We start from the raw sequence: 14,631 nt of genomic DNA, 5'->3' as shown, positions 1-14,631 counted from the left end.
GGAAACAGATGTTTCTGGAATTGATCGGCACCATATTTGCAGGCTTCGCCTTTGCCGGGGTCGTGATGGTGCTGAACAAAGTCACCGGTGGTTTACTTCCTCGTTGGGCAACTCCTGTTGCCGCAGGTTTGGGTATGATCGGAATGACCATAGCCAGTGAGTATTCCTGGTACGACCGCACCCGCGACACGCTGCCTGACAGCCTGACCGTGATACAAGAGGTTGAAAGCCGTGCAATCTATCGCCCATGGACCTATGCGGTGCCCTTTGTCGATCGCTTTGCCGCCATCGATACCGTCTCGCTGAGGACCAATGATCAGGTGCCGGATCAGCGTCTGATCGACCTCTATTTCTTTGGCCGCTGGGCCCCGCGTTCGATGGTCCCTATTGCGGTGGACTGCGCCCAGAACCGGCGCGCCAATCTGGCCGATGGGGCCGAATTTGGGGCTGACGGACAACTGGTAAATGCCGATTGGTTCACAGCCGGTAGCAGTGATCCAATCATTGAGGCCACCTGCGGAGTGTAATCATGCTGACCCGCCTCAGCCTTCGACTTAGGATTTTCCTGTTCTTCTGTTTGCTCGCCTTGGGCGGGCTCTTGGTGACGGCTTTGGCTTTGGGGCTCAGCTATACCCGCGCAGGCCAGCCAGAGCTTCTGGATGCATTCATTTTCTCTGGACTTCTGATCGGGTTTGGCCTGCTGGCGCTGGTCGCAGGGATTTGGCTGCTGTTTGACGACAATATCGCAAAACCGATCGAGCGCATTTCGGCACAGCTTCGCGCCCGTGCCCATGCCGGCGTTAGCACGGACATGGATATGCAGGCCGCGCGCTACCTTGGCGATCTGGCCCCCGCAGCCGCGGGGCTTGCCGATCAACTGTCGGATAAGACGTTGAATATAGCCGAGGCTGTGGCGACCGAAACCGCTGCTTTGGCCACGGAAAAAGAACGCCTGACCGCTTTGCTCACCGAAATTCCAGTGGCCATGTTGCTGGCAAGTCCGACGCACAAGATCGTTCTTTACGATGCGCAGGCGGCTGAGGTTCTGGCCCAGATTGCGCATCCGCGCCTGAATGCTTCTCTGTTTGAGTATCTCAAGCCAGACTCGTTGGAGGCCGCGTATAAACGCCTGATAAAAACTGGGCTGGACGTGGATTGCACCTTGCATAGTGCCGACGACAAGCAAAGTTATCAAGCACGGATGAAACCCTTGGGTGGTGCGCCCGGGTATATGCTGATCTTCGACGATAGCGCAGCCCGCATTACCCCGGAGTCTGCACGCCCACTGGTCTATGATTTCGACCTGCTGACAAGCGCGGCAGAGGAAGCGTTTGAAACCCGAAACCTGTCTGATCTGTGTTTTGTGGTGTTCGATACGGAAACAACCGGCCTGCTGCCCCATAAGGATGAGATCGTTCAAATCGGCGCGGTGCGCGTCATCAAGGGCCGTATCGTTGCGGGCGAGCAACTGGATATGCTGGTCGATCCAGGCATTCCCATCCCTGCGGCTTCGACCAAGGTGCACAAGGTCAGCGACCACATGGTTCAGGGCGCGCCAGATATTGGTCAGGCGGGGCGGGTGTTCCACCAATTCGCACAGGATGCGGTGATCGTCGCTCATAACGCGCCGTTTGACATGGCTTTCCTGCGCCGTCATGCGCAACGAATGGAGGTGGAATGGAACCACCCGATTCTGGATACCGTGCTGATATCCGCAGTTCTGTTTGGCGCCAGCGAGACGCACACGTTGGACGCCCTATGCGAAAGGCTGGACATTACCATCCCCGAAGCTCTGCGCCATACGGCACTGGGGGATGCGGTGGCGACGGCGGATGCGCTGGTCAAGATGCTGCCGATGCTTGAGGCCCGCGGTATGACCACCTTCGGCGCGGTCATAGCAGAGACCCGCAAACATGGGCGGTTGCTGGAAGATTTGAACTGAGTTCGAGGCAGCGCTCTAACACTCGGTTCTTTGGCGGGTGTACCTCTTTAGCACGCCCTACCGTCCGATTATGATATCGGCGCACAAGCCGCCCAATCGCTCGCTTTTGGCGAGCCGCAGAACCCCACCATGCGCCCGCGCCACATCCGCGACAATTGCCAAACCCAGCCCGACGCCGCTGCCTTGATTCTGGTTTCGGGCCGGATCAAGGCGAGAGAACGGCTTTACCGCCTCGGTACGCCGATCCGGCGGAATGCCCGGCCCGTCGTCTTCGACCCGAATTCGCAAGGATTTTGGGGTGATAGACAGGCTCACATCCGCACGGCTTCCATAGCGCACCGCGTTGCTGATCAGGTTCTCAACCGCTCGCCTTAAGGCCATCGGGCGCAGCATGACTGTGCCCTGCCCGTCCACTTCGACCAATGCGGCCGCGTGGCCCGCTCGCTTGGCGTCTTCAACGATCTGATGCACCAGGATTTCGATGTCGACCTCTTCCGGCGCGCCTTCGGCTGCCCCGCGCGAGAAATCCAGAAAGGCATCCAACAGAGATTGCATCTCGGTCACGTCCTGCTGCATAGGTGCGGCCTCATCCTCGGGCAGCATCGATAGGCCCAGCTTCAGCCGGGTCAATGGCGTTCGCAGGTCGTGACTGACACCGGACAGCATCATCGTCCGTTGTTCGATCTGCCTTTCGATCCGGGCGCGCATGTCCAGAAAGGCATTGCCTGCTGCGCGCACCTCAATCGCTCCGCCGGGCGTGTAGTCGACCACCCGCCCCCGCCCAAAGGCCTCGGCGGCTTTGGACAGCCGCGTGATCGGGCGCAGCTGATTGCGCATATAAAGAAACGATATCGAGGTCATGACGATGGCGAAAAACACCATTGTCACGATCAACTGATGCGGTGCCGTGGGCGCAAGACGCCTGCGGTCGAACACAAGTTCCAATGTGCCCAATGGCGTGTCCATGTAGAGCCGCGCGTCCGGCCCATTGGGTAAAGCCACGGCCTCAAGATCAGGCAGCAGTGCATGCAAATCCGCCTCAATCTGCGGGGCGATGAAATCATACCAGCGCCCGGTGCCGATATCCGGCGCTTCGTTGATATCCAGGAACCGAACGCTCATCTCCAGCGCGGCCAGATCGGGGCGCACAGCAGCCAGCGCCTGTTGCTGGGTCTCAACGCCCTCCATCGCGCTGGTCACCAGATTGACCTCACGCGCTGCGGTGCGGACCATTTGCGCTGTTACATCTTCGAGATGCCGTTGTAGAAACGCATTTCCAACGACCAGCAGCAGGACGATCACCGGCAAAACCAGAATCAACGCCGCCCGGGCGTAAAGGCTGCGTGGCAGATAAGGTTTGAGCCATTGCGAAGACATGCGCTAAACCTAGCGGGCTGCCCGGGCAAGAGGAAGAGGACAGAATGCAGGCGCCAGATGATTTCGACCCACCCGTTGGGCTTGCGATGGAATTGCAACCCGGACTAAGGCGCATTCTGGCCCCCAACCCGTCGCCCATGACCTATCGTGGGACCAATACCTATCTGCTGGGCACACGGGATGTCGCAGTGATCGACCCGGGCCCTGCGTCCGAGGCACATCTGCAGGCGATTCTGGGCGCACTAGAGCCCCGTCAAAAGATCAGCCATATCTTCGTGACCCACAGCCATTTGGATCATTCACCGCTGGCTGCACCATTGGCATCCCGAACGGGCGCGCGGATCCACGCGTTTGGAGGACCGGAGGCCGGGCGCAGTACCGTGATGACTGAACTGGCGCAGAACGGTCTGGTCGGTGGCGGTGAAGGGATTGATCTGGAGTTTCGCCCGGATGTTGAAATCGCGGATGGTGAGTTGATCGAAGGCGACGATTGGCAACTTGAGGTGATCCATACACCAGGGCATCTGGGCAATCATATCGCGCTGGCCTGGGGTCAGACCTGCTTCACCGCCGATCATGTGATGGGTTGGGCCAGCTCACTGGTTTCCCCTCCGGATGGTGATTTGACGGATTTCATGGCCGCTTGTTACAGGCTGCAGGAGCGAGATTGGTCGGTGTTTCATGCGGGCCACGGCGCCCCTATCACCGACCCTGCCGGACGGTTGACATGGCTGATTCAACACAGACTGGGCCGTGAGGCGCAAATCCTATCCGCGCTGGAAGATCAGCCCGGCAGCGCCCGGCAATTGGCCCAGCGCATCTACACCGAAACGCCCAAAGCGCTGCTGCCCGCAGCAGAACGGAATGTCTTTGCCCATCTGGTTGATCTGGTTGGAAAATCCAAAGTAATGCACGCGGGAGCGCTGTCGACCGAGGCCGTCTTTCACCGGCACGCATAGGCGCAAAAGTTTTTTCCCAAATCGAGCGCTTCCCCACTGGACGACAAAAATCGAGGTTGCTATACGGCGCGAACCGTTCCGGCGTAGCTCAGCGGTAGAGCAGTTGACTGTTAATCAATTGGTCGTAGGTTCGATCCCTACCGCCGGAGCCAAATCTCCCCCTTAAAAGTACGTAAGTTCGTCCGCAATGAAATCGTGAATGTGGGGGTCCGTTTTTTCGTCGAAAAACTGCCCGTCCCCTCTGGACGGGGCCAAATCTGATTGCTATACGGCGCGAACCGTTCCGGCGTAGCTCAGCGGTAGAGCAGTTGACTGTTAATCAATTGGTCGTAGGTTCGATCCCTACCGCCGGAGCCATTTCTTCCAAATCCGCAGGATCACCTGTTCAGGGCTGTTTCGAAATCGGCACGCAGGTTCCGTTTCAGCACTTTGCCCGTGGCGTTCAGGGGTAAAGCTTCAACAAAAACAACCTTGTCCGGGATTTGCCATTTGGCGATCTTACCCTCGAAGAAGGCCAACAGTTCCTCTTCACTGGGGTCCTGCCCGTCGGCTTTGACCGCCACCAGCAAGGGCCGTTCGTCCCATTTAGGGTGCGGGACACCCACAACAGCGGCGGTGGCAAGCTTGGGATGGGCCACGGCGATGTTTTCCAACTCGACCGAGCTGATCCATTCGCCGCCCGATTTGATGATGTCCTTAGACCGATCCCGAATCGTCATGTACCCATCTGGGTCCAGTGTCGCCACATCCCCGGTGGCAAACCAGCCATCCTGCAACAGCGTCTGATCCTGCATCAGGAAGTAGCTGTCCAACACCCATGGGCCACGCACCAGCAGATCGCCCTGGGTGACGCCGTCATGAGGCAGCTCCTTGCCATCATCATCGACAATTTTCAGCTCAACCCCGTAAGGCGGTCGCCCCTGGCTTTCGCGCAGCTTATGTTGTTGGTCGATTGGCAGATCCCGGTGTTTGGCCATCGGTGTATTTGCGGTGCCCAGCGGGCTCATCTCGCTCATGCCCCAAGCGTGAACCGTATCGACACCGTAAGTGTCGCGGAAGGTTTCGATCATCGAAGGTGGACAGGCCGCGCCGCCAATCACGGTGCGTTCCAGACTGGTCAGTTCGCTACCGGATTGAGCCGCCTGCGCCAGCAATCCTTGCCAGATCGTCGGAACCCCCATGGCCAGTGTCACGCCATAGGCGTCGATCAGCTTGACCAGAGACGCGCCATCCAAGCCCGGCCCCGGCAGGACCATTCTGGATCCCGACATCGCGCAGGCATAAGGGGAACCCCAAGCATTGACATGGAACATCGGCACAACCGGCATCACCACATCCATGGCCGAATAGCCGATCACGTCCCGCGTGTTCGATCCAAAGCTGTGCAGCACAGTTGACCGGTGCGAATACAGAACTCCCTTTGGGTTGCCTGTGGTGCCCGAGGTATAGCAAAGACTAGACGCGGTGTTTTCATCAAAGCTGGGCCAAGCATAGCCTGCATCGCCGGATTCGATCAGCTCGTCATAGAACGCGACCCCGTCGATCTGCGCCAGCACGTCGTCATTGCGCGGGCCCATCAGGACAAAATGACGAACCTCGGTCAACGATGGCTTTAGCGCAGCAACCAATGGAATGAAGGTGGCATCAAAGAACAGAACCCGGTCTTGCGCGTGGTTGATGATATAGGTCAGCTGTTCGGGAAACAGGCGCGGGTTGACCGTGTGACACACATATCCAGCGCCCGAAGTTCCATAGTAAATTTCAAGATGGCGGCGGTTGTTCCAAGCCAGCGTTCCAACTCGATCCTGCGGCTCTAGCCCCAGCTTGCCCAGCGCCGAGGCCAGTTTACGCGCATTGGTGGCCACCTCAGACCAACTGGTCTGCGTTACCGTTCCATCCGTTTCGACCGAGTGTATCTCGGTCTGACCGTGATAGCGTTCGGCGTGTTCGATCAGCGACGAGATCAGCAAAGGCTGCGTCATCATCTGTCCCAGCATGGACATCCTCCCCATTTCTCGGCTTGGCCCCGTGCGGCCAATGCCGTGTCATCGACACCTAGGGGCAATGCCCCATGGGTCAATTCCATTCTCCTCAGACGGAACCCTGCCAAGCATTTAATTGTCTGACAATATCAGAATGCAGCCTGCCCTAAGGGCAAGCCACTGGTTTTTGCGTTAATCTCGGTGTTTTAACGCGTAAGCAACCAGCGCCGCAGTCGAGCCATCCTTGCCTTCTGCGCTTACCTCACCACCCACGATGGGACCCAGTGAGGTTGCCAGTTCTTTGCCCAGCTCAACGCCCCATTGATCGAAAGAGTTAATACCCAGAAGGACGCCTTCGACAAAGACACGATGTTCATAGAGCGCGATGATCTGGCCCAGCACAAACGGGGTCAGTTTCGGGTAGATCAAGGTGGTCGACGGCCGATTGCCCGCAAACACGCGATGGCGGGCCTGACGATCCAGCTCATCCCCCTCAAAACCCTTTTCGGCCATTCGTGCGCGGGCTTCCTCCAGCGACCGGCCACGCATCAGCGCCTCGGACTGGGCCAGGCAATTGGCCAGCAACAGCCGGTGATGATGGGCCAGTTCTGGTTCGTGCCCCTCGGCCCCCACCATGAACTCACAGGGGATGACATCCGTGCCCTGATGGATCAGCTGGTAGAACGCGTGCTGACCATTGGTGCCGGGTTCGCCCCAGACAACCGGGCCCGATGGTAAGGTCAGAGACGCGCCATCCATCGCCACGGATTTCCCGTTCGATTCCATCTCAAGCTGTTGGAAATAGGCTGGCAGACGCAGCAGACGCTGATCATAGGGCAGAACGGCGCGGCTGGCATAGTCCAGTACCTGACGATGCCAAATGCCGACAAGGGCCAGCATGACAGGCATGTTCTCGGCCCAATCAGCCGATTGGAAATGCAAGTCCATAGCCTGCCCGCCGCGCAAGAACGCGTCAAACGCGTTCGAGCCCACCGCGATCATTACCGGCAAGCCCACAGGCCCCCAGACCGAATAGCGCCCACCGACCCAATCGGCGAAGCCAAAGACACGGTCCGCCGGGATGCCAAATTCTTGGGTCTTGTCCAAAGCGCTGGACACGGCGGCAAATTGCTTGGTTGGGTCGCCACCACCATCGTTCATCCATGCTCGCGCGGTGCGAGCGTTGGTCATGGTCTCGATGGTCGTAAAGGTTTTGGACGCTACGATGATCAAGGTCCGCGTCGGATCAAGCTGCTTCAGCGTGTCCGCGATATGTGCCCCATCGACATTCGAGACATAGTGGACCCGCGGCCCGTCATGATAGGGTGACAGCGCATAGGTCGCCATCACAGGCCCCAGATCGGACCCACCGATACCGATATTCACCACATCCGTGAAGCTGCCGCCTACCCCCGCTATAGCCCCTCCGCGAATTTCTTCGGCAAAGACACGCATGCGCTGCAAGGTTGCCAGCACATCAGGCATGACGTCCTGCCCATCGACCTGCACAGCATCGCCATCCAGATTGCGCAACGCCGTGTGAAGAACAGCGCGCCTCTCGGTTTCGTTGATCTTCTCACCCGCAAACATGGCAGCACGCCGATCGGCCAGGTTAGCCTCGTCGCACAGACGGATCAGGCCGTCGCGCATATCAGCGTCGATCCGGGTCTTCGAATAATCAAAGACCATATCGCCCGTAGAGGCCGAGAAGTTTTGTGCCCTGTCCACGTCAGCCGCAAACAAATCCACGATGCGGTCGGTCTGCGCAGCGGCCAGCGCTTTGAGATTGTTCAGGTCCATCACACTCACTCCGCCCAATGTACCGTCATACCACTCAGCACGGCAGCGATTGGCGCCTCTTCCGGTGGAAGCGCCATAGCACGCTCCAATGCGTCACGCTTGGCTGCCCCAAAAATGATCAGGTGTTTGGACAAGGCCCCGTCCAGAGCCGGCCCCGTCAGTGTAATACGCGGCTCAGGCTGAACCTGCGTGCGGGCCACGGCGAGCGTAGGAGCATGACTGTCGAGGGCCGCCTGCAACCCCTCCATCCCCGGAAACAGCGATGCCGTGTGCATGTCTTCTCCCATGCCCAAAACCAGAACCGACAGTGGCAGAACCGGTGCGATCAGAGATTCAATTTCTGGCAACGCATCCTCGGGATCAGCTCCCGGGACATAGAGCGGCACGTATGTTGCTCCTGATGCACGATTGGTTAGCAACCGCTGTCGGATCAGGCGTTCATTTGAACGCTCGCTGTCGGCAGGAACGCAGCGTTCATCGGTGGGCATGACACGCACACGTTCCCATTCCAGATCAGCCGCGCAAAGAACGTCGAACACCGGGCCCGGAGTCGTCCCACCCGGAACCGCCAGCGCGATGGTTTCATTGTGCAACAACGCTGCCTCAAGCTCTCCGGCCAGCATGTTGGCAACATCGATGGCCAGCATGTCCCGATCGGCATAATCCTGAATGTTCATGGCTTTATTCCTTGCCAGCGGCGACCGTCACGTTTCATCAGCAGCTCGGCGTCGCCGGGGCCTGTGCTGCCGCTGTCATAGGGTTTGGGCACATCACCGCGCGCCTGCCAGCCGGCAATGATCGGATCGGTCCATGCCCATGCAGCCTCGACCTCATCTCCGCGCATGAACAGGGTCTGGTTGCCCCGGATCACATCCATCACCAGGCGTTCATAGGCGTCAGGTGGGTCCTGGTTTTCAGGTCCCAGCGCATCGGCAAAGCTCATATCCAGCGGCACGTCGATCAGGCGCATACCGCCCGGCCCCGGTTCCTTGATCGTTACCTTCAGCGTGATGCCTTCGTTCGGCTGCAACCGGATAGACAAGGCATTTGCGTGCCGTCCCGCAGCCTCACCAAAGATCGAATGTGGCGCATCCTTGAACTGCACATTGATGACCGAGGATCGCGCGACCAGCCGTTTGCCCGTGCGCAGATAAAACGGAGTGCCAGCCCACCGCCAATTGCTGACATGCGCTTTCAAAGCCACATAGCTTTCAGTGGTCGAACGGGGATTGTCCACCACCTCACGATAGCCCGGCTCTCCCTCGCCCGTTGCAAATTGGCCCCGCACGATGTGATGCGGTTCGACCGGATCAAGCGCGCGAATGACCTTCAGCTTTTCATCGCGCACCGCATCGGGGTCGAACTTGGCTGGCGGTTCCATGGCGATCAGGCAGAGCAACTGCATCAGGTGATTCTGCACCATATCCCGCATCGCACCTGCGCGTTCGTAATAATCCTCGCGCCCATCCACACCGACCGTTTCGGCAACGGTGATCTGGATGTGATCGACATACTGGCTGTTCCACAGAGGCTCGAACAGCATATTGCCAAAGCGCACGGCCATCAGGTTCTGGACTGTTTCTTTACCCAGATAGTGATCGATCCGATAAATCTGCCCTTCGTCAAAATGCGCTGCCAGTGTGGCGTTCAGGCCCCGTGCGCTATGAAGATCATGGCCAAACGGTTTCTCGACGACGATCCGCGTCTGGTCTGAAACCATGCCATGAGATCTGATCTGATCGGCCAATGGTCCAAAAAGGCGCGGACCAACCGAGAAATAGAAAGCCCGAATACGATCCTTGGTCAGCCGTGCAGCCAAGTCTGACCACCCATCCCCCGACATTGCGTCCAGCACGACATAATCAATCCGGTGAAGGAAGCGATCCAGCGCCTCGGTATTCTCGGCGCACCCAGGCGCGCCACGCCGTAGCGAGTCCGCCACAATCTGTCGGAACGCATCGGCTGTCAGGTCGGATCGCGCCGCACCAATGATCTGTGTATCTTCCGGCCATTGGCCTGCACAAAACCGGCGAAACAAGGCTGGCAAAATCTTGCGCTGAGCCAAATCGCCGGTGCCGCCGAAAATGACCAGATCAAATGGGTCAACAGGTATGACACGAGAAACCATGGCTTGTCCTTATCCTGCCCCCATCGACATGTCCAATGTTAGCGCAATCATTTTCGAACCTTTTGGCAGGAAAACTCTCATTCATCAAAACTCTGTCAGAACGCCATCAGACCCTTACCATAGCGACAACAAACAGATAAATCAGTCAAACGACTTCAAAGAACCGGATGTGGGAATGAAAGACAACGCCACTCAGCTTGCCAATATCGGCAAGTTTCAAGACAGATTGGTGACGGCAGACGGGCAAACCCGCGCGTCAGTGGCCCTGACAAACCCGCAGACCCTGTGGTTCAATACCGGTACGCTGTGCAATATCGAATGCGCAAACTGCTATATCGCAAGCAGCCCCACCAATGACGCTCTGGTCTATATCACCGCAGCCGAGGTCCGCGACTATCTGGATCAGATTAAACAGCGCAACTGGCCCATCAAAGAGATCGCGTTCACCGGCGGCGAGCCCTTCATGAACCCTGAGATGATCGAGATCACCCGCGCTGCGCTGGACCGCGGCTATGAAGTGCTGATCCTGACCAATGCGATGCTGCCGATGATGCGCCGTAAGATGCGCGAGGGCCTGCTGGAGCTGCGGCGCGACTATGCTGACAAGCTGACCTTGCGGGTTTCGATCGATCATTTTCGCCCCGAACTGCATGACGAGGAACGCGGCAAGGGCAGCTTTGCCAAAACCCTGACCGGGATGGAATGGCTGCGGGATCATGGGTTTAACATGGCTGTCGCCGGGCGCACGGTGTGGGGCGACAACGATGCAGACAGCCGTGCAGGCTATGCCGCGTTTTTTGACGCGCACGGGTTTGACATCGACGCAAACAACCCAGCGCAGACCGTTCTCTTCCCGGAAATGGACGAAACGGTTGAGGTTCCGGAAATTACCACCGCATGCTGGGGCATTCTGAACAAATCCCCCGACGCGGTCATGTGTGCCAGCGCGCGCATGGTGGTGAAACGCAAAGGCGCCGCGCGTCCGTCCGTTCTGGCCTGCACCCTGCTGCCCTATTCGCCTGAGTTCGAGCTGGGCGAAACTTTGGCCGAGGCCGAGGCGGATGTGCATTTGAACCACCCTCACTGCGCAAAGTTCTGCGTTTTGGGCGGGGCCAGCTGTTCAGGCTAGTTCACTCGAAATTCGCCGACCATGTTGCGCCATTCACCGGGCGCGATCATCTTTCGGTGGGTAAACTTGACCGAGTGTAGCGGCCCCTCAATCTCGCGCTGCCAGAAGTCAATGAATTCAAACAGTTTGGGGTGATCGGGGGCCAGATCGTATTCCTGCCAGATAAAGGTGTTCAGCACATGGACATAGTCAGGCATATGGTAGAAAAACTCTGCCGTCGTCAGCCCATATCCTTTCAGCATTAGCTCGGTTTCGCTTTGCTCCATTCAGACCTCCGGTTTCGTGCAAGGTCTCTTGAGGCTACCCCGAAACTGCCTAATTATTAGATAACAATATGTTACTCGGATGTTACCGGCCTATTTCTACTGCGGCATCGCGGGCTGCTTGCACCTTATATGCTAGGTCTGATAAGGTACATCCACAAGATATAGATCAAAAACAAGACACGGGCAGCCTACGTGAGCGATACGCCAGAAATCCCTGAAAACATGGACGAAACTCCGCCCGAGCGCCCTGTCTATGACGGCCCGACGGTCTCCATCGAATCCGAGATGCGCACATCCTATCTGGACTATGCCATGTCGGTCATCGTTTCCCGCGCGATCCCCGATCTGCGCGACGGGCTGAAACCCGTGCATCGGCGCATCCTGTATGCGATGCACGAGACCGGCAACACGCATGACAAGGCGTACCGCAAGTCGGCCCGTCCTGTGGGCGACGTGATGGGTAAATACCACCCGCACGGCGATAGCGCGATCTATGACGCTCTGGTGCGGATGGCGCAGGATTTCTCGATGTCACTGCCGTTATTGGACGGTCAGGGAAACTTTGGCTCGATGGACGGCGACAACCCGGCGGCCATGCGTTATACCGAAGTGCGGATGGACAAGCCCGCCGCGTCCCTGCTGGCTGATATCGAAAAAGAGACGGTCGATTTTCAGGACAACTATGACGGCAAGGACCGGGAACCAACGGTCCTGCCCGCGCGTTTCCCGAATATGCTGGTAAATGGTGCTGGCGGCATTGCCGTGGGTATGGCCACCAACATCCCACCGCACAACTTGGGCGAAGTGGTCGACGCCACATTGGCGCTGATCGACGATCCCGATCTGACATCCGAACAGCTGATCGAATACGTTCCGGGCCCCGATTTCCCGACCGGCGGCGTGATGTTGGGCCGGTCCGGCGCGCGCAAGGCGTATCTTGAGGGTCGCGGCAGCGTGATCATCCGCGCCAAGACGCGCACGGAAGAAATCCGTAAGGATCGTTACGCCATCATCGTGGATGAGATCCCCTATCAGGTGAACAAAGCCTCGATGATCGAAAAGATCGCCGAAGCGGTGCGCGAAAAGCGCATCGAAGGTGTCGCTCATGTGCAGGACGAATCCGACCGCAATGGCGTGCGCGTGGTCGTTGAACTGAAGCGTGACGCGACGCCCGAAGTGGTGCTGAACCAGCTATATCGCTTCTCGCCAATGCAGACTTCGTTCGGCTGCAACATGCTAGCCTTGAATGGCGGTCGGCCCGAGCAGTTGACCCTGCGGCGCTTCCTGACCTCGTTCATCGACTTCCGCGAGGATGTTGTCGCCCGCCGGACAGCTTATGACCTGCGCAAGGCACGAGAGCGCAGCCATATCCTGTGTGGTCTGGCCGTGGCCGTGTCGAATGTGGACGAGGTTGTCGCCACCATCCGGTCCTCGGCAGACGCCGCCGAGGCGCGCGAGAAACTGATGACCCGCCGTTGGCCCGCATCCGAGATCGAAGGCTATCTGCGCCTGATCGACGATCCGCTGTCCAAGATGAACGACGATGGCACCTATAACCTAACCGAAGTTCAGGCCCGCGCGATCCTCGAGTTGCGCCTGCAGCGCCTGACCCAGCTTGGCGTCAAAGAAGTCACGGACGAGCTGGAAGAACTAGCTGCCAAGATCAAGGAATACCTGGATATTCTGTCCTCGCGCGAACGGATCATGTCGATCATCGGCGACGAGCTGCGCAGCGTTCGCGAACAGTTCGCCGTGCCGCGCCGCACCGAGATTGTCGACTGGTCCGGCGACATGGAAGACGAAGACCTGATCGAGCGCGAAGACATGGTGGTGACCGTCACTTCCGGCGGCTACATCAAGCGCACACCACTGGCCGATTTCCGCGCGCAGAAGCGTGGTGGCAAGGGTCTGTCGGGGATGCAGACCAAGGAAGAGGATGTAGTCACCAACCTCTTCGTGGCCAACACCCATACACAGCTGTTGTTCTTCACCACCGACGGGATGGTCTACAAGCTCAAGACCTGGCGCTTGCCGCAATCCAGCCGGACCGGCAAAGGCAAGGCGATCGTCAACATTCTGCCGATCCCAACCGGGGTGTCCATTGCGGCGATCATGCCGGTGGATGTCCCGGATGAGGAATGGGAAAACCTTCAGATCGTCTTCGCCACCAGCGCCGGTGACGTGCGCCGCAACGCGCTGAGCGATTTCACCAATGTCAAACGCAACGGCAAGATCGCCATGGATCTGCCCGAAGATGTCGAACTGGTGAATGCGCGCATCTGCTCCGAAGATGATGACGTCATGCTGGTCACCAATTCGGGCCGTGCGATCCGGTTCCAAACCACCGATGTGCGCGTCTTCAAGGGCCGTAAATCGACCGGTGTGCGCGGCATTAGGCTATCCAATGGCGACCGGGTTGTTTCGATGTCGGTGATCCGTCACTTCGAGGCCACGTCGGACGAACGCGCCGCGTATCTCAAGATGCGACGCCTGATGGCCGGTGTGACTGATGAGACCGAAAGCGATGAAGACGAAGGCAACGCCGACAGCGTTCTGCCCCAGGAACGTTATGCCGAGATGTCGGCCGCTGAAAACCTGATCCTGACCATTACTACTGGCGGCGCGGGCAAGCTGAGCTCCAGCCACGACTACCCGGTACGTGGACGTGGCGGTATGGGTGTCGCCGCGATGGACAAGGCGATGCGAGGCGGTGAACTTGTCGCCTCCTTCCCAGTTGAGATCGACGATCAGATCATGCTGGCCACTTCGAAGGGCCAATCAATCCGGGTGCCGGTTGATGGAATATCGTTCCGCTCCCGCAGCGCAGGTGGTGTGCGGGTGTTCAACACCGGCAAGGGTGAAGAAGTTGTTTCCGTTGCCTGGATCGCCGATCAGGGGGATGAAGAGGCCGAAGAATAGCCCTCACATTCCACAACAAAACTGAAACAAAACGTCCGCAATGCGGGCGTTTTATCGTTTCGGATCACGTTATTGGTATCGAAACGGCCCGTTAACTTGCCCGAAACCCTGCTGCTGCTTAACTTTTTA

The 14,631-nt window shown here is 58.4% G+C and carries 11 protein-coding genes and 2 tRNA genes; 7 read left to right on the top strand and 6 right to left on the bottom strand.

What is annotated here, in order from left to right:
• Positions 1–8: 8 nt before the first annotated feature.
• Both ACR0JX_RS07705 and ACR0JX_RS07700 read left to right on the top strand, forming a co-directional pair.
• Positions 9–527 (top strand): hypothetical protein, encoded by a 519-nt coding sequence (locus ACR0JX_RS07705; protein WP_480542815.1) that lies wholly within the window; start codon positions 9–11, stop codon positions 525–527.
• 2 nt (positions 528–529) lie between these two features.
• Entirely contained in the window at positions 530–1,942 is a 1,413-nt protein-coding gene (locus ACR0JX_RS07700; RefSeq protein WP_480542814.1) for a 3'-5' exonuclease, read from the top strand.
• 57 nt (positions 1,943–1,999) lie between these two features.
• Here the strand turns inward: ACR0JX_RS07700 and ACR0JX_RS07695 are convergent, their stop codons facing one another.
• The gene (locus tag ACR0JX_RS07695) at positions 2,000–3,319 is read right to left on the bottom strand and encodes an ATP-binding protein (protein WP_480542812.1); all 1,320 of its coding nucleotides are present in this window, start codon (positions 3,317–3,319) and stop codon (positions 2,000–2,002) included.
• A 44-nt stretch (positions 3,320–3,363) separates the two neighbouring features.
• Between ACR0JX_RS07695 and ACR0JX_RS07690 the strand changes: the two genes are divergently transcribed.
• The 3 genes from ACR0JX_RS07690 (at position 3,364) to ACR0JX_RS07680 (ending at position 4,635) form a co-directional block, all read left to right on the top strand.
• Positions 3,364–4,278, top strand: coding sequence for an MBL fold metallo-hydrolase (locus ACR0JX_RS07690; RefSeq protein WP_480542811.1), 915 nt, complete (start codon positions 3,364–3,366; stop codon positions 4,276–4,278).
• A 77-nt stretch (positions 4,279–4,355) separates the two neighbouring features.
• Positions 4,356–4,430 (top strand) — tRNA-Asn (locus ACR0JX_RS07685).
• Positions 4,431–4,560: 130 nt separating this feature from the next.
• A tRNA-Asn gene (locus ACR0JX_RS07680) sits at positions 4,561–4,635 on the top strand.
• Between the two features lie 20 nt (positions 4,636–4,655).
• Here the strand turns inward: ACR0JX_RS07680 and ACR0JX_RS07675 are convergent.
• The 4 genes from ACR0JX_RS07675 to zwf form a co-directional block, all read right to left on the bottom strand.
• Positions 4,656–6,275, bottom strand: a complete 1,620-nt coding sequence (locus ACR0JX_RS07675) for a long-chain-fatty-acid--CoA ligase (protein WP_480542809.1) — start codon at positions 6,273–6,275, stop codon at positions 4,656–4,658.
• A 177-nt stretch (positions 6,276–6,452) separates the two neighbouring features.
• Positions 6,453–8,060, bottom strand: a complete 1,608-nt coding sequence (gene pgi / locus ACR0JX_RS07670) for a glucose-6-phosphate isomerase (protein WP_480542807.1) — start codon at positions 8,058–8,060, stop codon at positions 6,453–6,455.
• 5 nt (positions 8,061–8,065) lie between these two features.
• Positions 8,066–8,737 carry a 6-phosphogluconolactonase gene (gene pgl / locus ACR0JX_RS07665; RefSeq protein ID WP_480542805.1) on the bottom strand — a complete coding sequence of 224 codons (672 nt, stop codon included), beginning with the start codon at positions 8,735–8,737 and terminating at the stop codon, positions 8,066–8,068.
• Positions 8,734–10,188 (bottom strand): glucose-6-phosphate dehydrogenase, encoded by a 1,455-nt coding sequence (zwf, locus tag ACR0JX_RS07660; protein WP_480542803.1) that lies wholly within the window; start codon positions 10,186–10,188, stop codon positions 8,734–8,736. The genes pgl and zwf overlap by 4 nt, the downstream gene beginning before the upstream one ends.
• A 175-nt stretch (positions 10,189–10,363) precedes the next feature.
• Here zwf and ACR0JX_RS07655 point away from each other — a divergent pair, with 175 nt between their 5' ends.
• Positions 10,364–11,317 carry a radical SAM protein gene (locus ACR0JX_RS07655; protein WP_480542801.1) on the top strand — a complete coding sequence of 318 codons (954 nt, stop codon included), beginning with the start codon at positions 10,364–10,366 and terminating at the stop codon, positions 11,315–11,317.
• Here ACR0JX_RS07655 and ACR0JX_RS07650 read toward each other — a convergent pair.
• The gene (locus ACR0JX_RS07650) at positions 11,314–11,583 is read right to left on the bottom strand and encodes an usg protein (RefSeq protein WP_480542799.1); all 270 of its coding nucleotides are present in this window, start codon (positions 11,581–11,583) and stop codon (positions 11,314–11,316) included. The two genes, ACR0JX_RS07655 and ACR0JX_RS07650, sit on opposite strands and share 4 nt — an antisense overlap.
• A 192-nt stretch (positions 11,584–11,775) precedes the next feature.
• On the opposite strand from ACR0JX_RS07650, the gene gyrA reads away from it, so the two are divergent.
• Complete coding sequence (gyrA, locus tag ACR0JX_RS07645; protein WP_480542797.1) at positions 11,776–14,502, top strand: DNA gyrase subunit A; 2,727 nt, start codon at positions 11,776–11,778, stop codon at positions 14,500–14,502.
• The last annotated feature ends 129 nt before the right edge of the window (positions 14,503–14,631 follow it).

Source organism: Ruegeria sp. AH7, from assembly GCF_056541325.1.
Note: the sequence above shows the minus strand (reverse complement) of the source record. Positions and strands in the feature narration are given on the sequence as shown.